General features: G+C 69.8%; 13 protein-coding genes and 2 pseudogenes. 9 read left to right on the plus strand and 6 right to left on the minus strand.

Annotated features, from left to right (window positions below; all coding sequences use genetic code 11):
• Nucleotides 1-214 precede the first annotated feature (214 nt).
• Nucleotides 215-1,039: a CHAP domain-containing protein gene (locus SNE206_RS33110; RefSeq protein ID WP_407917242.1), complete on the plus strand. Its 825-nt coding sequence runs from the start codon at nucleotides 215-217 to the stop codon at nucleotides 1,037-1,039.
• A gap of 542 nt (nucleotides 1,040-1,581) precedes the next feature.
• Here SNE206_RS33110 and SNE206_RS33115 read toward each other — a convergent pair.
• Both SNE206_RS33115 and SNE206_RS33120 read right to left on the minus strand, forming a co-directional pair.
• A pseudogene (locus tag SNE206_RS33115) lies at nucleotides 1,582-1,842 on the minus strand (ISL3 family transposase); the annotation flags it as partial.
• Nucleotides 1,843-2,064: 222 nt separating this feature from the next.
• Complete coding sequence (locus SNE206_RS33120) at nucleotides 2,065-3,246, minus strand: PP2C family protein-serine/threonine phosphatase (protein ID WP_407917280.1); 1,182 nt, start codon at nucleotides 3,244-3,246, stop codon at nucleotides 2,065-2,067.
• A 273-nt stretch (nucleotides 3,247-3,519) separates the two neighbouring features.
• Here SNE206_RS33120 and SNE206_RS33125 point away from each other — a divergent pair, with 273 nt between their 5' ends.
• The 4 genes from SNE206_RS33125 to SNE206_RS33140 all read left to right on the plus strand — a co-directional run bounded on the left by SNE206_RS33125 (nucleotide 3,520) and on the right by SNE206_RS33140 (nucleotide 7,841).
• Nucleotides 3,520-3,969, plus strand: coding sequence for a winged helix-turn-helix domain-containing protein (locus tag SNE206_RS33125; RefSeq protein WP_407917243.1), 450 nt, complete (start codon nucleotides 3,520-3,522; stop codon nucleotides 3,967-3,969).
• A gap of 242 nt (nucleotides 3,970-4,211) precedes the next feature.
• A complete protein-coding gene (locus SNE206_RS33130; RefSeq protein ID WP_407917244.1) occupies nucleotides 4,212-4,628 on the plus strand; it encodes a spore-associated protein A in 417 nt (138 codons plus the stop codon).
• A 780-nt stretch (nucleotides 4,629-5,408) separates the two neighbouring features.
• The gene (locus SNE206_RS33135) at nucleotides 5,409-5,846 is read left to right on the plus strand and encodes a transposase (RefSeq protein ID WP_407917281.1); all 438 of its coding nucleotides are present in this window, start codon (nucleotides 5,409-5,411) and stop codon (nucleotides 5,844-5,846) included.
• Nucleotides 5,847-5,939: 93 nt separating this feature from the next.
• Nucleotides 5,940-7,841, plus strand: coding sequence for a DNA/RNA helicase domain-containing protein (locus tag SNE206_RS33140; RefSeq protein WP_407917245.1), 1,902 nt, complete (start codon nucleotides 5,940-5,942; stop codon nucleotides 7,839-7,841).
• A gap of 58 nt (nucleotides 7,842-7,899) precedes the next feature.
• Here the strand turns inward: SNE206_RS33140 and SNE206_RS33145 are convergent, their stop codons facing one another.
• Nucleotides 7,900-8,838 carry a phosphorothioated DNA-binding restriction endonuclease gene (locus tag SNE206_RS33145; protein ID WP_407917246.1) on the minus strand — a complete coding sequence of 313 codons (939 nt, stop codon included), beginning with the start codon at nucleotides 8,836-8,838 and terminating at the stop codon, nucleotides 7,900-7,902.
• A 137-nt stretch (nucleotides 8,839-8,975) separates the two neighbouring features.
• On the minus strand, nucleotides 8,976-9,485 hold the full coding sequence (locus SNE206_RS33150; protein WP_407917247.1) for a DUF2399 domain-containing protein: 510 nt from the start codon (nucleotides 9,483-9,485) through the stop codon (nucleotides 8,976-8,978).
• Between SNE206_RS33150 and SNE206_RS33155 the strand changes: the two are divergent.
• A pseudogene (locus SNE206_RS33155) lies at nucleotides 9,463-9,761 on the plus strand (transposase family protein); the annotation flags it as partial. The gene SNE206_RS33150 and the pseudogene SNE206_RS33155 sit on opposite strands and share 23 nt — an antisense overlap.
• 521 nt (nucleotides 9,762-10,282) lie before the next feature.
• A complete protein-coding gene (locus SNE206_RS33160; RefSeq protein WP_407917248.1) occupies nucleotides 10,283-12,028 on the plus strand; it encodes a glycoside hydrolase family 27 protein in 1,746 nt (581 codons plus the stop codon).
• 877 nt (nucleotides 12,029-12,905) lie between these two features.
• Here SNE206_RS33160 and SNE206_RS33165 read toward each other — a convergent pair.
• Nucleotides 12,906-14,174, minus strand: coding sequence for an MFS transporter (locus tag SNE206_RS33165; RefSeq protein WP_407917249.1), 1,269 nt, complete (start codon nucleotides 14,172-14,174; stop codon nucleotides 12,906-12,908).
• Nucleotides 14,171-16,351, minus strand: a complete 2,181-nt coding sequence (locus SNE206_RS33170) for a hypothetical protein (RefSeq protein WP_407917250.1) — start codon at nucleotides 16,349-16,351, stop codon at nucleotides 14,171-14,173. Before SNE206_RS33170 ends, SNE206_RS33165 begins: the two co-directional genes overlap by 4 nt.
• 777 nt (nucleotides 16,352-17,128) lie before the next feature.
• Between SNE206_RS33170 and SNE206_RS33175 the strand changes: the two genes are divergently transcribed.
• Together SNE206_RS33175 and SNE206_RS33180 are read left to right on the plus strand one after the other, a co-directional pair.
• Nucleotides 17,129-17,605 carry a hypothetical protein gene (locus tag SNE206_RS33175; protein WP_407917251.1) on the plus strand — a complete coding sequence of 159 codons (477 nt, stop codon included), beginning with the start codon at nucleotides 17,129-17,131 and terminating at the stop codon, nucleotides 17,603-17,605.
• Nucleotides 17,602-18,075 carry an N-acetyltransferase family protein gene (locus tag SNE206_RS33180; RefSeq protein WP_407917252.1) on the plus strand — a complete coding sequence of 158 codons (474 nt, stop codon included), beginning with the start codon at nucleotides 17,602-17,604 and terminating at the stop codon, nucleotides 18,073-18,075. Before SNE206_RS33175 ends, SNE206_RS33180 begins: the two co-directional genes overlap by 4 nt.
• Nucleotides 18,076-18,081: the final 6 nt, after the last annotated feature.

Consider the following 18,081-nt stretch of genomic DNA (forward strand, 5'->3'; position numbering starts at 1 on the left):
CCACCCAGGCCCAGAACCAGACCGGTGACTACTACCTCGGCCTCAACGGCCTGGCCAACCACGCCGCCGACGACGGCCCCCGCATCCCCATCCAGACCTGGGAGGAGTACCAGCGCACCCACTGACCCCGTACGGCACCACCCGAGCACGACCGAAGCACGACCGAAGCACGACCGAAGCACCCGTCGATGACACGTCACGAAAAGAGAGAGCCATGAAGAACATACGCACCACGCTCACCGTCGCCGGCACCGCACTGGCCATGGCCGTCCCCCTCATCGCCGCCACCTCCGCCCCCGCCTTCGCCGCGTCCCGCGACGGAGTCTGCGACAGCGGAGAGTTCTGCTACTACTACAACAGCGACGAAGCCGGCTCGGTCTCCGACTTCACCGGCTCCATCAGCGACCTCGGAGACACCCAGCCGACCTGCTACGAATTCAAGAGCGCCGGCAGCGGCCAGGGCGTCTGCGTCAAGAACAACGCCGCATCGGTGTGGAACCGCACCGGGAAGACCGTCCGCGTCTACTTCAACAGCGGCTACGCCGGCGCCAGCCAGGACTTCGCCTCCGGCGCCAAGGGCAACCTCAACGCCACCCTGAAGAACAACGAGGCCTCCCACCAGTTCCTCGGCAGCAGCGGCGGCGGCAACCAGAGCCCCACCAACGACTTCGACCACGGCACCCGCGGCTTCTCCGCCAACAACTGCACCGCCTTCGCGGCGTACCGCATCGCCAGCCGTCTCGGTGTCCCGAGCTTCAGCAACTCCTGGGGCGGCACCACCTGGGGCAACGCCAACACCTGGGACGACGCCGCCCGCCGCGTCGGCGTCACCGTCAACACCACCCCCACCGTCGGCGCCATCGCCGTCAACGACACCCACGGGGACTACGGCCACGTCGCCTACGTCAACGCCGTCTACTCCGACGGCTCCTTCGACGTCGAGGAGTACAACTGGAACAACCCCCTCGCCTACGGCACCCGCAGCCACCTCCGCGTCAGCAGCGCCGAGTCCTCCTTCCAGCACATGCTCCACTTCTGATCGACCACCAGCAGGACAGGCGGTGTTCACCGGCGGGTAATCATGATGGCCGCACACCCGGGCAAGCGACTCGTACACGCCGTGGGCGTAGTCCGACTCCACCGTGCGGCCGTCATGCCCCAGCGGTTCGGTACGTGCGGCGTACGCCTCGTCCGACAGCTGTGCCCATGGGGGAACGCCCTCCGGAGACGCCGCTGTGACAGGTGCGGCAACCTGGTGGCCCAGGGCCCGGCGAAGCGCTCCCAGGACACCGCGGCCGAACCCCTCCCCGTGCAGAACGGGACGGCGCCGGCCGCTGCCAGCACATCGCTGACCTCGTACGGATGCCGTACGCCGACCGGTGCGCTGACCGTCTCCAGTGCCGTCATGGACCGAAGCCAACCCTCTCCGCATCCCGAAACCCGCCGGTGCAAGCCAACCGGGTGGTCACCACCCGTGACGCCCACCCGGGGTTCCGGACCTCGCCCCGCCCGGGAACGGGCTCAGCGGGTCTGTAAAAGGAACGGCTCCGCCTCGTAATCGGTGGTAGCGCTGTGTAGTGATCACGAGAGGAGGATGCGGTGGCGGAGTAGGGGGAATCCGGCTCGGCCGTGCATCTTTCTCATGATCCGTTTGGCTCGGGTGCTGACGCCCTCGGTGCGGCCGTTGTGGAACGGGAGGGTGAGCCCGGCGTCGACGGCGGCGCGGTCGAGTTCCAGCCCGTTGGCGAAGGAGTACAGGTGGGGCAGGTCTGCGGCGCGAACCGTGGTGATCCAGTCGGTGAGCTTGGCGTCGTTGCCCTCTGTCGGCGTCAGCAGCTCTGCGACGGCGGGCTGCGCCGGTGCTGTCGTTCCTCATGAATCCCGAACCACGACGCACCGCCGACGTCTCCCGAGCGCACGCAGGTGCTGTCGGGTCCGGGAACAAAGCCACCGTAGGTGTCGGACTGCGGAGTGGGTGCGAGGGCCGTGGCTGTGTGCACGGCCCTCGCACCGGGTGCGGGGCGCCCCGTTCCGGCCCTCGCCGTACGGCCCTGGGTGCGCGGGTCATAGGCGGATGACGACCAGGGCGATGTCGTCGCGGGCGCCGCTGCTGACGCCGAGGTGCGCGAGCAAGGCGTCCGCAAGGCGTTCGGGGTTGTGGCGGGCGTGGCGGGCGAGCGCGTCGGTGAGGCGTTGCAGGCCGACATCGATGTCCTCGCCGCGGCGTTCGACGAGACCGTCGGTGTAGAGCACGAAGGTGTCGCCGGGGGTGTAGGGCAGGTCGGCCTGAGGGCGTGGGACGTGTTGGGGGCGGGCCCCCAGCGGAGGGTCGGTGGCCTGGTCCAGAAGGTCGTGGGTGCCGTCCGGGTGGAGCAGGACGGGGGGCGGGTGGCCTGCGCTGCTGTACATGATGCGGCGGGCGCGGGTGTCGATGACGGCCTGGACGACGGTGGTGGCCAGTGCACCCTCCACGTAGCGTGCGTACAGGCCCAGGATGTCCAGGGCCCTCGCGGGCCGTTCGACGGCCCGGATGGAGGCGGAGAGCGCGCTGCGCAGCATGCCCATGACGGCGGCGGCCTCCAGGCCGTGGCCGACGACGTCGCCGACCGCGACGGCGAACCTGTCCTCGGGCAGGTCGACCACCTCGTACCAGTCGCCGCACACGTTCAGTGAACCGGCGGCCGGCAGGTAGCGCACCGCGGTGTCCCGGTGCCGGGCCAGGTGGGGCGAGTGGAGCATGGCCTCCTGCAGGGTGATGGCGACCTGGCGTTCCCGTTCGTGGGCCCGGCGCAGTTCCTCGTTCAGCCGTTTGAGTTCGCGCGCCCGCGCGTACAGTTCGGCCTCCATCGCCTCTGCGTCGCTGAGTGCCCCGCCTTCTCGCGGGTGAGGCCGGGAGAGGATGAACGAGGTCACGTCCTCCCCCCGGTGGATGATCCACTCCACCTGCCCGTCCGTCCCGATCACCGGGGTGTTGATCGCGGACCACCACCGTTCCTCGAACACGCCGGGCCGGTCGGCGACGGGAATGTCGTACTTCATCGGCGCCATCGTGTCCGGCTCCCTCGAACGCAGGACCCAGTGCAGGGAGGCGTGCAGGTTCCGCACCCCGTCAGCATTCGGGTCCGCCGGATTCTCCGGAAAGGCGTCGAAGAGATACCGCCCGAGCAGGTCCTCCCGAGTACGGCCGGTCGCCCGGCAGGCCGCCTCGTTGACGTCGGCGAGTACCAGATCCGGGCCCAGGACCATGTAGGAGCTGGGGGCGACCGCGAACAGAGCCCGGTAGTCGATCCCCGGCCGCGCCACACCGTACGGCCGTGCGTCCTCGTCCGGGCTGCTCTCGTTCTCCACCCTTACGTTCTACCGCTCGTCGGCGGCCTCCGCTGCCGGACCGCCCTGCGCCTTGGACCGCGCGATCCGCCGGCCACCAGCCGCTCCCCGGGGAGCCAAGGAACATCAAGCCCGCCGAGGACAAAAGCCAAGCTGAGATCATCCCGGAAGCTCAATCCGGCCCCCGCCACGGTGACTGCCGGTAGGCCCGGCGACCACCGCCACCGTCGAAGGCCACCGACGTCCCACCAGCGAGATCCCGCCCACCGCAGAGTCGCCGACGATCTGCGCCGTCGGCTCGCCGCGGGCGAGTGGACGCCGAGCACCCGGCTGCCCTCCAGGGCCCGGCTCGCCACCGAGTACCAGGTCGGACCGAGCGTCCTGCAACAGGCCCGGGAACAGCTGATCCGCGAGGGCCTTGTCGAGGGCCGAGCGGGATCCGGCACCTACGACCAACCCCCGGACACCGCCGCCCGTTGCACCTGGACCCCCGGCCCACGCCGGTCCACCTCCACCCCGCGGCGGCCGACACCCTGCTGCGCCCAGCTCACCTCACCCCCCAGCTCACCTCACCCCCCAACTCACCTCACCCCCGGAGCACTGCCCTGCAGGGGCTGCCGGTCGGCGACCTGGCGATCGTGATCGAGGACGTCCGCCTGACCGGGGCCCTGCTGGCCGGTGTGCGGGAGGTCACCGTCCCGGCTACGCACCGGAACCTCCTGCGCGCGGAGCCACCTCCCGCAGCCGGCCGCCCGATGCGGACCGGCCGTCACCGCCCGCGCCCCCGCGGCGATACGGGGCTGATACCGCCACCGCCTACGCTCTCGAACTTCCGTCCGGGAACAGCCCCTGGCGGGTCGGACGAGAGTGGAGCGCAGTACCAGATGCACCAGCGAACCAAGCGAACCGTCGCCCGGGCCGGAGTGCTGGCCCTGGTGGCCGGCGCCACCGCGATAGCCGTACCGACGACCGCCCAGGCGGCTTCCTACAACGGAGCCTGCGGCTCGGGCTACAGCACCATCGACCACCGGGACCTCAACTCCGGCGGCACGGTCTGGCTCACGTACAACCGCTCCACCGGCAAGAACTGCGTGGTGACGACCCGCAACAACCCGGGCCCCGCACTGCTGATGCTCGCCGGCCTGAAGAAGGCCGGCGCCTCCACCTGGGCGGATCTCGACGAGGACTACTACACCTCCTACGCCGGCCCGGTGTACCTTTACGCACCGAACTCCTGCATCGACTGGCAGGGCGGGATCGGGGACAACATCAGCGGCGGCTTCGACTCCCACTGCGGCTGATCGCTCGATCCTCCGGACAACCGATCGGCGCACCGACTCCACCCACGTCCTGGCCGTGGTGCGCGACCTGACCCGCTTGGAGCTGATCACCGAGGCAGTACGGGCCGCCCGGAAGAGGTCGCCGACAGCGCCGGGCACCTGCTGGACGGCCTGGTCGACGAGGAGTGGGGGCGCCGCTACGGCCGCCCGGTCCGTCCTGGCAAGGACCCCACCAAGCCCAAGACCAGGATCCTCGCCACCGGCGACAACGCCGTCCGGCTCCTGGAACACCTCTACCAGCACAGGGCAGGCCCCGCGTCCGGCCCCCGCGTGCAGGCCCTGCGGCAGATCATGGTGCAGAACTACCACCGCGACACCGCGGGACGCCTGCTCCGGCGCACCGACGAGGACGGCGGGCCGGGCCTGCCCCCCTCGTCCCCGGGCGGTCATCTCCCCCTACGACACCACGGCCCGCCACGCACGTCACGGACACATCATCAGCTGGAAGGGCTTCGCCGCCCATCTCACCAAGACCTGTGCCCCTGACGGCCCCAACGTGATCACGGATGTGGCCACCACCGCGGCCACCACGCAAGACAGCCAGGTCCTGCCCGGCATCCACACCCGCCTGGCGCGCCGCGGCCTGCTGCCCGCCGAGCACTTGGTCGACAGCGGCTACACCTCTCCGGTCCACCTGGACCAGGCCGCCCGCGAACACCAGGTCACCGTCACCGGACCACTGCCGGGCAACCCCACCCGGCAGCACCGCCGAGGCGAGGCTTCGACCGGGACGACTTCCACATCGACTTCGACCGCCAGCAGGTCACCTGCCCTCAGGGCGAGGTCAGCAGGGGCTGGCACGGCCCGTATCCGACGTCCTCGCCCACCGCGGCACCGCTGATCGTGGCTCGGTTCACCATGAGCCGGTGTCGTCCCTGCCCGGTCCGCACCCGCTGCACGACCACCGCCGACAGTGCCCGAACCGTGGGCTTTCCCCCGCGAGAACTCCGCGACCTGCAACTCCGCGTCCGCGCCGAGCAACAGACGCCCGGCTGGAAGGCCGCTACGCGGTCCGCTCAGGAGTGGAGAGCACGGTCAACGAGTTCGCCCACGGCCGCGGGCATGCGCCACTGCCGCTACCGAGGACAGCCGAAGGCCATTCTCGCGGCCCATCAGCAGCCCGCCTTGCGTTGGCGAATGCTCAGCCGTTCGGACACGAGCGCAGACACTCCGCTGTAGGTTTGGCCCAGTCATCAGCGCGGCCCGCCGGGCTTCCCTCCAGGGACATGCCCCCACCCGCACGAGTCACTTCGTGCTGCCTGGGAGCATGTCTTGCTGTTCCGCGACTCCGCGTCCGCGGTCGCCGCCGAGAGGCTGGCCGGATCACTGTTCGTGCGCCTCATCGACCAGTTCGTCCACCAGCACGGCCATAAGCCCGGCCCGTCCGAGGTGCGTTCCTGGGAGATGAGCATCCCGGAGTTGACCAACGCCCTCCTGGACGCCGGGCTCGGCATGGTGGAGGTGCTCCTCGAGTACGCGCTCCCGCTGAACAGCAAGCGCGCGGACGTCGTCCTCGCCGGCGTCCACCCGGGCACGGGGGAGCCCTCGTACGTGGTGGTCGAGCTCAAGCAGTGGAGCAGCGCGCTCCCGGAGGACGGCGAGCCGCTGCTGTGTCGGGTCGACGCGTACACCCGGCCGGTGCTGAATCCGATCGAGCAGGTCCGCGGCTACTGCGACTACCTGATCTCCTTCAACGGGGCTCTCGCCGACCACCCCGAGCGGCTGTCCGGGGTGGCTTTCCTCCACAATGCGACGGAGTTCGGCGTCCAGGGCCTCTACGAGGTGTCGCAGGACGAGCGCGGCCGGCTCTTCACCGCCGAGCGCCGCGGGGAGTTCGTCGAGTACCTGCGCTCGAAGCTGAAGCCGGTCTCCGGTGCGGAGGCGGCGGACCTGTTGCTCGCGGGCAAGGTGGCCCCGTCCAGGCAGTTGATGGCGGTGGCCGCCGAGGAGGTCCGCGAGCGCGAGCAGTTCGTCCTGCTGGACGAGCAGCGGGTCGCCTACGAGCTGGTGCTGCGCGCGGTGCGCCGGGCGCAGCAGTCCGACCACAAGCAGGTGGTGGTCATCACGGGCGGTCCGGGCACGGGGAAGAGTGTGATCGCGCTGTCCCTGCTGGGTGATCTGTACCGGCGTGGTGTGACGGCTTTCCACGCGACCGGGTCCAGTTCGTTCACCACCACGATGCGGCGGGTGGCCGGGGCGCGGAAGCGGCAGGTGCAGGAGCTGTTCAAGTACTTCAACAGCTTCATGACGGCCGAGCGCAACGGGTTCGACGTGCTGATCTGCGACGAGGCCCACCGGATCCGGGAGACGTCGGCGAACCGGTACACCCGGGCCGACCGGCGCACCGGCAAGCCCCAGATCGAGGAACTGATCGATGCCGCCCGGGTGCCGGTGTTCCTGCTGGACGAGCACCAGGTCGTCCGGCCGGGTGAGATGGGCACGGTGGCCCAGATCAGGGCGGCTGCCGCGGTGAAGGGCCTGGAGTGCCAGGTGGTCGAGCTGGACAGCCAGTTCCGCTGCGGCGGCAGCGACGCCTACCTGCGCTGGGTGGTGCGCCTGCTGGGGCTGGAGCCCGGCGGCCCCGTCGGCTGGGAACCCGACGGCAAGGTGGTCCTGGAGGTCGTGGACACCCCTCAGGAGCTGGAGGCGTTCCTCGACGCCCGGCGCGCGGAGGGATACGGCGCCCGCATGTCGGCCGGTTACTGCTGGAAGTGGACCACGAAGGTCGCACCGGGGGATCCGCTCCCGCTCGACGTGCGCATCGGTGACTGGGCCCGACCGTGGAACGTGTACGGCGACCGTTCGATCGCCGGTGCGCCTCCGGCCGCGCTGTGGGCCACCGACCCGGCCGGCTTCGGCCAGGTCGGCTGCGTGTACACCGCCCAGGGCTTCGAGTACGACTGGAGCGGCGTCATCCTCGGGCCGGACCTCGTCTGGCGGACCGACCGATGGACCACCGACCGGACGGCCTCCAAGGACCCCGTCTTCCGCAAGTCCACCAGCGACGCCGACATCGACCGCCTGATCCGCAACACCTACAAGGTGCTGCTGACCCGCGGCATGATCGGCACGGTCGTGTACTCGACGGACCCGGAGACGCGTACCAAGCTGCGTGAGCTGGTCACCGGGCAGCGGGCGGGGCGGGTCGAGGTGTGGCACGGCCGTCACAGCTGACGTCCGCCCGACTGCCCGTGTGGTCAACGCTGATGGGCCGGTGGTCGGACGGCCACGGTCAGACGTTGGACAGCGGGTTCGGGGATTTCCGGGGCTCGCCGCGGAAGACCTGTTCGGCATGCCACTTCCGGTGCCGGTCCGCGACCGGTGGAATCCCGGCCTGCGGGCCGATGACCGGCCGTCCGGTCAGGGCGAGCACGTGCTGTCTGCTGGCCTCGCTGCGTCCGACGAAGCGCTGGGAGACGAGTATGCGTTGCCCCTCTCCCAGTCCCAGGACGCCCTTGTCGAAGAGCTTGTGGTGCAGGGAGCACAGGCACAGGCCGTTGTCGACCTCGTCCGGCCCGTCGTAGGACCACCACCGCACATGGGCTGCTTCCAGGCCGACCGTGCTCGTGCCCAGCATCCCGTCGTAGCCACAGAAGGCGCACTGGAACTCGTAGGCGGTCAGGACGAGTTCGCGCATCCGCCGGTCCCGTTGCCGCCGCGCCGTCCGCTCCCTCCCACCCGGGATGCCTCCGGTCGCGCCCTCGGTCCCGGCCAGGTCCAGATCGAGGTCGAGTCCGACGGCCTCGCACAGATCGGTGTGCAGCGACGGCGGGAAGTGGAAGTCCAGGAGCACCCGCGCCAGCCGGCCAAGCAGCACCGGCTCCTTCCTCAGCGCCACCCGCAACTCCGGCGCGAGCCTCCCGGTCGCGCCGCTGGAGCGAAGGACCCGCACTCCACTTCCGGGGCTCCCGGGCCCCTTGTCGGTCCTGACCTCCCAGACGCCGTCACTGACCAGATGGTGGAAGGGGTAGGCGGGGGTGGTCGGATGGGACGGCCCGTACTCTTCGAGCAGCCGCTTCAGCTCCTCCTCGACCGCGCTGTACCTCAGCTCGCCGTCGGCATCGCGCTGGAAGCTGCCCAACGCGTACAGCAGCAACAGCGGTTTGTGCGGCGCCCGAACGTCGTTGTTCGTCCACCGTCTCAGCTTCGCCACCCGCTCCAGCCAGTCCATGACCACCCAGCGTATTCCGGGACACCGACGCGACCACAGTCGCAGGCCCGCACATCCACCGCTGCCCGAACCCGCTGCGGCCGGGCTCAGTCCTCCGTCCTGACTGACTCGCGCTCTCCTGACGGCTGGTCCCGTGGTCAGGGTTTCCCCGGTGCCAGGTCGGCGACGAGCCGGTCGAGTGCCGACTCCTCGTGCAGGGCCACGTTCAGTACCGTCATGGCGGCGGCGAGGTCGGCGTCCCAGCTCGCCTCCACCAGGGCGCCGACGAGCGGGAGGCCGGGGCTGCCCTGGTCCCGGGCGTGGACGGCGAGTTGTTCGTAGTCCTCGGCTGCCATCCGCCACGGCAGGGCCGAGCACCGTCGGATGATGCGGTTGGCGAGCGTAATGCCCGGCCAGTCGAAGTCGCCGTGGTACCGCAGCCGCAGGCCGGCGGCCGCGAGGGTGTCGAGGAGTTCGAGGAGTTCGAGGAGTTCGAGGACGACGGTGGAGGCGCTGCCCGAGGTGCAGACCAGGACGCCCCCGCAGCGGGTCTCAGCCGCCGCCTCGACCACTCGGGGGTTCTCGCAGATGTGCACCAGGGTGTCCGACGGCGGTACGACATCCAGCTCACGCAGTGTCAGGTGGGACGAAATGAATGCGCAGGTCATCACCACACCGGACGGCACTCCTCCGTGGTTCTCCCGTGCCCTGCCCGGACGCACCCATGACCTGACCGCCGCCCGCGCCCACGGCATCGTCCAGGCCTGCCCGACCCGCGAGATCCTCGCCCTGGCCGACCGCGCCTACCAAGGCGCCGGCTCGACCGTCCGTGCCCCTACGACAACCACCATGAACTGCCCGAGTACTACAAGCAGTACAACCGCGACCACGCCCGCCTCCGAGCGCCCGGCGAACGAGCCTCCGCCCGACTGAAGACTCGGAGGAGCCGGGACACCGTTGTGCGAGGGAGGGGGTCGGACGGCGGGGAGGATCCGGCTCCGGTCGTACCGGCCCGGCGTGGCGAAGTCGTCGCCGCCGCTGGAGAGTTCGGCGGTGATGGCTCCGTTCGTGATCCTGGGGCGGAGGTACCAGCCGCTGGTGACGACGTCGCAGCCCTTGTTGAGCTTGACGCTGATCGAGCCGTTGTCGGCGATGGTGAAGGCGTTGGCTTTGCCGTCGCCGCCGAAGTCGCCCCAACGGACCTTGCCGGTGCTGCCGGACTCGGTGCCGGCCGAGTGGTGGCCGTAACTGTAGGTACTGGTGGACCAGAGGGCGCTGCCGTCGGGGCGGTACATCACCGACCAACCGATCAACGAACTACAGCTGCCGCGCCAGTCCGGAGCTGAATGAATCTGTTCGATCATGTCTACTTTGTCGGATGCATTGACACCTGATCGAACACTGGGGCTCAATACTGAACAGCATGAAACACCTGACGTGAAGTCAATCGACTCGAAGGAGAGTCATGTACAAGCGCGCGCTCGTCGCGACGGTTGCCCTGGCGTCGTCGCTGTTCATATCCACCCTGACGGGCTCGACGCCCGCGCAAGCCCAGGACAACGGCGCGTCACGGACGCCGCCGATGGGCTGGAGCAGTTGGAGCTTCGTCAGAAACAACCCGACCGAGGCCAAGATCAAGGCCCAGGCTCAGGCGATGCACGACTCGGGCCTGATGTCTGCGGGTTACAAGTACATCAACCTGGACGACTACTACATCAAGAACCCCGGCACCACCGTCGATCAGTACGGTCGCTGGGTCGTCGACACCGGCAAGTTCCCGAACGGCATGAAGAACCTGGGCGACTTCATCCATGGCCTGGGTGAGAAGTTCGGCATGTACGTGACGCCGGGCATCCCGAAGGCGGCGTACGACCAGAACACCCCGATCGAGGGCACGTCGTACCATGCGCGGGACATCGTCTCAAGCACGTCGACCTTCGAGTCGAACTACGGCGGGTTCGGCGACGTCATGTACTTCATCGACTACAACAAGAACCCCACCGCGGCACAGGCGTTCGTGAACTCGTGGGCCAACCTGTTCGCCTCTTACGGGGTCGACTACATCAAGATCGACGGCGTGCACACCAGCGACCAGAACGACGTCATCGCCTGGTCGAAGGCGCTGAACCAGACCGGCCGCACCATCCACTACGGCCTGTCGAACACCCTGGACATCAACAACATCAAGACCTGGCAGCAGTACTCCAACAGCTGGCGGACGGGCGGTGACATCGAGTGTTACTGCTCGACCCTCACCACCTGGAGCAACGTCGGGCCGCGTTGGGCGAACCTGGCTCAGTGGGGGCAGTACGCCGGTCCGGGTGGCTGGAACGACCCGGACTCGATCGAGGTCGGCAACGGTGACCACAATGGTCTGACCGTGAACGAGCGGCAGAGCGTGATCACTCTGTGGGCGATCACGCGGTCGGTGATGATGCTGGGGAGCGACCTGACCAACCTGGACGCCGGTGACCTCAACATGCTGAAGAACGCCGAGGTCACCAACGTCAACCAGACCGACTCCGTGGTGGCCAGCCAGATCTCGAACAACAACGATCTGCAGGTGTGGGCCACGAAGCAGAAGAACCCGGACGGCAGCTACACGGTGGCGTTGTTCAACCGTTCCGACCGGGCCGGCAACGCGACGGTGACGGCCAACTTCTCCGACCTCGGGTTCAGCGGTTCCGCCACGGTGCGCAACCTTTGGGGCAAGTCGAACGAGACTCTCACCAACTCCGTCAGCCGGAGTCTGGCCCCGCACGAGTCCGCGTTGTTCAAGGTCACCCCGTCCGGCTCCTCGACCCCGGTCGGCGGCGACCTGACCAGCGGCCTCTCCGGCCGCTGCGCCGACGACCCGAACAGCGCCCTGGTGAACGGCACTCAGCTGGACGTGTGGGACTGCAACGGCGGCGCCAACCAGAAGATCACCTACAGCTCCTCGGCCAAGACGCTGAAGGTGCTGGGCAAGTGCTTCGACGCCCACGGCGGCGCTACCACCGCCGGTACGCACGTTGAGATCTACGACTGCAACGGCGGCACCAACCAGCAGTGGAACGTCAACTCCAACGGCACGATCACCGGCGTTCAGTCCGGGCTCTGCCTCGACGTCACCGGGGCCACCAACCCCAACGGCGCCGGCCTGGAGTTGTGGAACTGCAACGGCGGCGCCAACCAGAAGTGGACCCTCGGGTCCGGCGTCAAGGTGGCCTGACGAACCGAGTCGTGACCGTCGTTCCTGATTGAACGGGCTGTTCGCACGGACCGACTTCTGGTCCGTGCGAACAGCCCGTTCAGATGAAGGCAGAGCTGGACAGGCTCAAGTCCCGATGCCGTGAAGGCTGGTGCTGGATTCCTCAACTTGTCGTCCTACCTCCGGTGATCATCCTTCTGCCGTGTTCGAGTTCTCGCCTGCCTGTTCGCTATCGGTCGGTGACCAGGGCGAGTCCGACGTCGTAGCTGGGAGCTCGGCGGAGGTTGGGCCGGCCGGGTGGGCGTCCGGGGCGGGAGGGTCTCGCAACAGAGGCGGGGCAGGCCAGGCGGGGACGGGTCCAGCCGATCCCGCACCGCCGAACCCAAAAAGCTCCGCTACCGCCTCCTGCACACCGCCGCCCGCATCACCCGCGGAATGGCTACGAATCGCCGCCGACTGGCCCTGGCCCCACGAAACCCCCACCGACCACCCACGACCCGAGGATCCAGGAGCACCCGACCCGCGCGTCGGGCCCTCGGCATGCCCCCGTCCGAAAGCGGCCGCACGATCCTCGGCACGGAGACCGACCCGGCTCAGCCGGCCCTCACCGGAACACGGAGGCTGAAGTACCTGACCCCGGAGGGCATGAAGGGGTCGCCTCAGCCGCGGTGGTGCCCCTCGAAGTAGACGCCGGTCAGCGCACCGTCCTCGCCGACCACGGTGAGCCCGCACAGCGGCTGGTCCACGATCGCACGGGTCCTCATCACTTTGCTCCCTCTGCCGAACCGGCGCTCCGGGCGGCCTCGTCCGGTGCACACCTCGTGGACGCCGCAGCGGCCCGCAACGTGAGATCCGCTCCGGGCCGCTCCGGACCGCTCCGGTCCGCGCCGTCGATGCCTCAACCGGTGGCCGGTTCCGCCGCCGGTTCCGCCGCCGGTTGCGTCCGGTGCGTCGCGCGCTCCGCCCACCGGGTCGCCACCGGGACCGCCAGGCCGGTCAGGGCGAAGCCGGCTCCGAGGATCCACCAGCCCGGGCGTCCCAGGTCGATGCAGAGCGCGGTCAGAACAGCGGGCCCGACCGCGGTGCCGAGGCCGAGCCCCATGCCGAAGAGGCCCTGGTACTGGCCCACCGACTCCGGGCGGGCCAGCGCGAAGGAGAGCTCGAAGCCGCCTGCGGCCTGCCAGATCTCGCCGATCGAGTGCACCGTCGCGGCCGTGAGCACAGCAGCCACGGCCGCCCAGGGTGGCATCCCGGGGAGTAGTGAGAACACCGCGCTGGAGAGGAGGAAGGCGAAGCCGGCCCGGCGGAAGGCGGCGGAGGAGGTGGCCACGGACGTGATGCTCCGGCTCGCGCGGACCTGGAAGAAGACCACGATCACCGTGTTCGCCAGCACCACGGAGGACACCGACCAGCGCGGTGCCGACGTGAACCCCACCAGCCACAGGGGTACCGCGAAGGTGAGGACCCGGTACTGCACCGACATGAGCCCGTCCAGGACGGACAGCACCACATAGGGGCGGTCGCGCAGGGCGACCCAGCGCGGGCCCTGCTGTTCCGCCCGGCGCAGCGGGACGCTCTTGATCGACCATGCCATCACCGCACCGACCAGGTGGCACACGGCGCCGAGCGCGATGATCGCGATGTAGGCGCTGCGGGTGTTCAGTTCGAGCGCCCACCCGGCGCACACGGCGCTGGCGGCGAAGGCGACGTTGGTCAGCGCCCGGATGTAGCCGCGGAACTCGGCCGGCCGGTCTCCGGCGTAGTGCTGGATCAACGGGCTGCGGGCGGCGTAGCCGGCTGTCTGGGCGAAGGAGAAGACGGTGGCGTAGAACAGGAACGGCCAGAACGTCCGGGTGAAGCAGAGTCCGATCATGGCCAGGCCGCACAGGAGCAGCATGACGGTGTAGACGCCGCGCGCGCCGTGCCTGTCGGCCAGGTGGCCCACCGGGATGCCGGCCGCCAGGGCGACGGCCCCGGCCACGCCCATGCCGAGGCCCACCTCACCGGCCGGAAGGTGCAGGCCCTGCGTCAGGTACAGCACCTCGCCGGTCAGGTAGATGCCGTAGCCGAACGTGACCAGGAACGCGATGCCGGCGAGCAGCCGCTGCGCGCCGTCCTGCGGCAGCAGCGCGCCCGGGCGCGGAGCGAGTCGCTTCAGGGGGTTCACCCGGCCACCGGCCGCTGTCCGATGCCGACGGGCGTGGCCGCGGGGCGCACCCAGACCGGCCTGGTCACCACCACGACCGTTCCCTCGGCGACGACGAGTCCGCGCACGTACTCCTGGTGCAGCCGCGCCTCCTGACTTACCGCCACCTTGACGGTCAGTCGGCCCGTACCGGCCGCGTCCGGCCGGATGCGCTCGACGGCCGCGGCTCCGATGCCGATCTTCTCCGCGCCGGCCACGAACACCGCCGCCGCCACGGTGGACCCCGCCGCGTGCCCGGGGCCGAGCTGGAAGGTCAGCGTGACCTCCTGGCTGCTGTCGCGGGACCACGACTCCTCGCACGCGAGCTGCGCGGAGGTGACCGGAGAGGCGTCGTCGGAGTCGATGACGACGACGCACCTGGGGCATATGGTGGCCGTGCGCCGCAGTCGCCCGAACACCGAGTGGGTCGCGCGCTGCCAGACGAGTGCGCGCCCGCAGTACGGGCAGTCCTCACCGCTCAACTCGGGCTCGTCGTACTCGAACCGCTCGCCCCAGATGTCGTTGAAGGTCTGGATGCCGTTCACGCCCCGCTGGGCGAGCGCCTCCGCCAGGCCGAGCTCCGCCCGCTCGACCGCCTGCACGACCGTGTCCAACCGCCGTGTGAGGCGGTCGATGTCCCCGGCCAGGGCGGCCCGGGACAGGGCGGTGGCCAGGCTGGTCACCTGGGCCCGGACGTTGTTCATCACGTTGCCGTGGCGGGAGTAGCGCAGCCCCAGGAGCGGCACGTCGTCGAGGTTGGTCATCGACCGGCCCAGCGCCCGGGCCCGGGCGCTCAGGTCGGACACGTCATCGGTGTCGACCTCGGGCAGGGCGGTGGCGCCGGGCACGGCGGCCAGGGCGGCCGCCGACCTCGGCGACGTCGCCAGGACCAGGGCCCGGCCGGTCCGGGTCTCGGCGGAGAGCGAGAGCGCGGTGGCCCTCGCCGCTCCCCAGTGCGTTCCGGCTTCGGCGCGCAGCTGCGCGAACGCGTCCCAGGCGGCCGGGTCCGGGTCGGCGAGCCGGGCCCACGGCAGCCCGAGCATGGTGAAGCTGGGGAGGTCCACCCGCTCGTGGCGCAGGTGGTCGTTCATGACGGTGGCGGTCTCGCCGAGGGTGAGCCCGCCGGCGCTGCACGCGTGGAAGACGTCCGCCAGCTTGGCCGAGCCGTTCACCACCATCGGCGAGCCGATGAAGCCCGCCGCGGTGCCGCGCACGAAGCCGTGGGGCAGGAGGTAGCGCGCGGGGAACAGTCCGTCGGACACCCTCAGCGACATGCAGACGTTCGCGAACACCGCGTCCGCGAGGATGAGTTCCGCCTTGACCACCTGGTCGGGCTCGACGCCGGGCCGGTAGCAGCGGCCGGTGAAGGCGCACGCCGGTGCCCGCTCGCGCTCGGGGTCGTCCGGCTCCAGCCGCAGCGGGCCGGGAGCGCACACCACCATGTCGTTGAAGATGGCGGCGTCGTCGCGCCCGTGCGTCATCAACGACAGGTCCCGCCAGCGCTGTTCGGTGAGCAGTGGCCGCAGGACACTCGTCCGCGAATCCTCGGCCAGCAGCACCCTGCTGCTGACCCTGCGTTCCAGCGACTCCAGCGCGGACCACACCCGCAGGGCCGGGTCCTGGGGCGCGGACCGGTGCGGCAGCCCGAGCCCCTTGGCGATCAGCCAGGCGACATCCGCCCGGGTCACGCCGGTCAGGAGGCCCAGGTGGCCGCCGTCGCCGCCGCCGAACTCCTGCCAGAGGCTGTCCTGCGCGGCGGCGAGTTCGCGTTCGCCGATCTCTCCCGCCAGCGCGACCAGCGCCACGTGCCGCGCACCGGCGCAGGCGCGCCCGATCCCGCCGAGGTCCGCCGGCTCGACATGGCGTCCGCCCACCGACTCGGCCAGCGCGGCCGCGATGTCGGCCACGGCGGAGCCGGGCGGGGACACCACGACGACGGCGCCCGGCTGCCCGGGCGAGCGCTGCGGGGCCGGTGTGCTGACCGCCTCGACGGCGTGGTGGGCCGCGGTCGGTGGACCGAGCACGGGGATCCGGGCCTGCGCGCCGGAATTGCGCGGAACCGCCAACGCGTGCAGGTACGCGTCGTCGTCGGCGCCCTGCCCGACGTGCTCGTACACGGCGAAGGGTGCGTCGAGTCCGAGCTCTTGAGATGTGGTCATAGCGAGAGGTACCTGTCGTCGAAGGTCCCGGTCGGCGCCCTGCGGTGTGGTGGGGCGGAAGGTGCGTGTCCCCGCCGGATGTCGGCCGGGTAGTCGTCCGGAGCCGCGCGGATCATAAAAAATATCACCCCGGACGGCCTACGGCCGTACTCGGGGCGCCTCTCGCGCGAGTGTGCGGAAAGTTTATGGACAGTACAGTAAACAGTCGTTCTGGAATACGCTTCGGATAAAGACGGTGCAGCACCTTTTATGACAGAAGGCGGGCCGCTCGGACAAGGAGCCCGGCCTGGCCTCCGCATTACCCGAAGAAAGCCGGAAACCCCCGCCCGACTCAAGATGTGACGTGATCATCCACGAGGACCGATCCGGCTGTCAATGGGTCAGCCACGATCTGGACTCCCCGCCTCCGCTGCGCTGCAGGCCAACCCTGTGCAGGTAACTGATGGGGTGTCCGGGACCCCCGCCCGGGGCTGCTCCCCGGCGATCGGGCAGGGCCGCCCCCGCCCATCGGGCAGGGCTGCCCCCCCGGCGACGGAGCAGGGCCGCGCCCGCCCGTGGACGCCGCGCAAATCGCCCAGAACCCTGTTTCCCGTCATCTTGGGCGCATATGGATGCCAGGACTTTACGGTCAACGTCACAGTCCCTAGGGTTACCGTCGTCATCCCGGGCCCGGAAAGCGGTCCTCTTTGGCGCGGCCAATTGATCGAGAAGGGCTGTTGTGGGGAGCTTCACAGGGCAGGGCATGGAATACCGCGCGCAACCATGGGCAGCGGCCACATGAATCCGCTGACCTACTCGCCGCGCCTGGTGAAGGCGCTCCCGCCGGTCGAGGCGTGCGGCCGGGTGCTGAAGGCGTACGCGATGTTCGCGCAGCCGGAGCACGGGTCCACCCTCCCGGAGCCGGAGTGGCTGCGGCAGCACGCGGCCTCGGTGCTGGGCGAACCTCCGCAGGAGGGGGACCACCCCGTCGGCTTCCTGATCCTGCACCACGGGAAGGAAGCCGACTACCTGCTGGTGAGCCAGTGGTACGACGCCGACATGCTCAAGCACTGGGTGCGCGGATCGGTGGTCGACGCCGAGGGCGGCACGACGTTCGTCCCCCTCGCCCAGCGCGACCTGATCGCCTGTGTCTGGGAGCTGGAGATCATCAGGTTCGAGCGCGACGCCTGGGTCAACACCGTGTTGTCGCAGGGCCGGCTCGACCAGGTGGCGATCGACGCGTACCTGGCCACGACCTTCTCGGGGTGGGTATGAGCCGCGACGTCCAGGTGCAGCCGATCGAGCCGTCCCAGCTGGACGCGCTGCTGGCCCTGTGCCGCGAGCACGCGGTGTACGAGGGGGCGGACTTCCACGAGAACGGCCAGGTCGAACGCTGGCGTTCGGCGTTCTTCGCCGAACGGGCTTCGCTGTACGGCTGGGTGGCGACGGACGGCGGGGTGCCCTGCGGCTTCATGACGGTCACCACCGACTTCGCCACCTGGAGCGCCGAGCGGTTCGTCTACATGGACTGCCTCTACCTCCAGGAGCCGTACCGCCGGATGGGGCTCGGCCGCGTCTTCCTCGATCGGCTGCGGGAGTTCGCCGTCACCCAGCAGTGCGGGTGGGCCGAGTGGCAGACCCCTCCGGACAACGAGCTCGGCGTCGGCTTCTACCGACGGATGGGCGCCAAGGACAAGGCCAAGCTCCGCTTCAGCTACAACGTTCCTGCGCAGAGCCCCTCTTGACGGAGA

The organism is Kitasatospora sp. NE20-6, from assembly GCF_045862635.1.

Excerpts from the sequence above, each read along its gene's own strand:
- SNE206_RS33110 (WP_407917242.1), top strand. The coding sequence starts at position 215 with ATGAAGAACATACGCACCACGCTCACCGTCGCCGGCACCGCACTGGCC.
- SNE206_RS33160 (WP_407917248.1), top strand. The coding sequence starts at position 10,283 with ATGTACAAGCGCGCGCTCGTCGCGACGGTTGCCCTGGCGTCGTCGCTG.
- SNE206_RS33175 (WP_407917251.1), top strand. The coding sequence starts at position 17,129 with ATGAATCCGCTGACCTACTCGCCGCGCCTGGTGAAGGCGCTCCCGCCG.
- SNE206_RS33130 (WP_407917244.1), top strand. The coding sequence starts at position 4,212 with ATGCACCAGCGAACCAAGCGAACCGTCGCCCGGGCCGGAGTGCTGGCC.
- SNE206_RS33150 (WP_407917247.1), bottom strand. The coding sequence starts at position 9,485 with ATGACCTGCGCATTCATTTCGTCCCACCTGACACTGCGTGAGCTGGAT.
- SNE206_RS33120 (WP_407917280.1), bottom strand. The coding sequence starts at position 3,246 with ATGGTCCTGGGCCCGGATCTGGTACTCGCCGACGTCAACGAGGCGGCC.
- SNE206_RS33170 (WP_407917250.1), bottom strand. The coding sequence starts at position 16,351 with ATGACCACATCTCAAGAGCTCGGACTCGACGCACCCTTCGCCGTGTAC.
- SNE206_RS33145 (WP_407917246.1), bottom strand. The coding sequence starts at position 8,838 with ATGGACTGGCTGGAGCGGGTGGCGAAGCTGAGACGGTGGACGAACAAC.
- SNE206_RS33180 (WP_407917252.1), top strand. The coding sequence starts at position 17,602 with ATGAGCCGCGACGTCCAGGTGCAGCCGATCGAGCCGTCCCAGCTGGAC.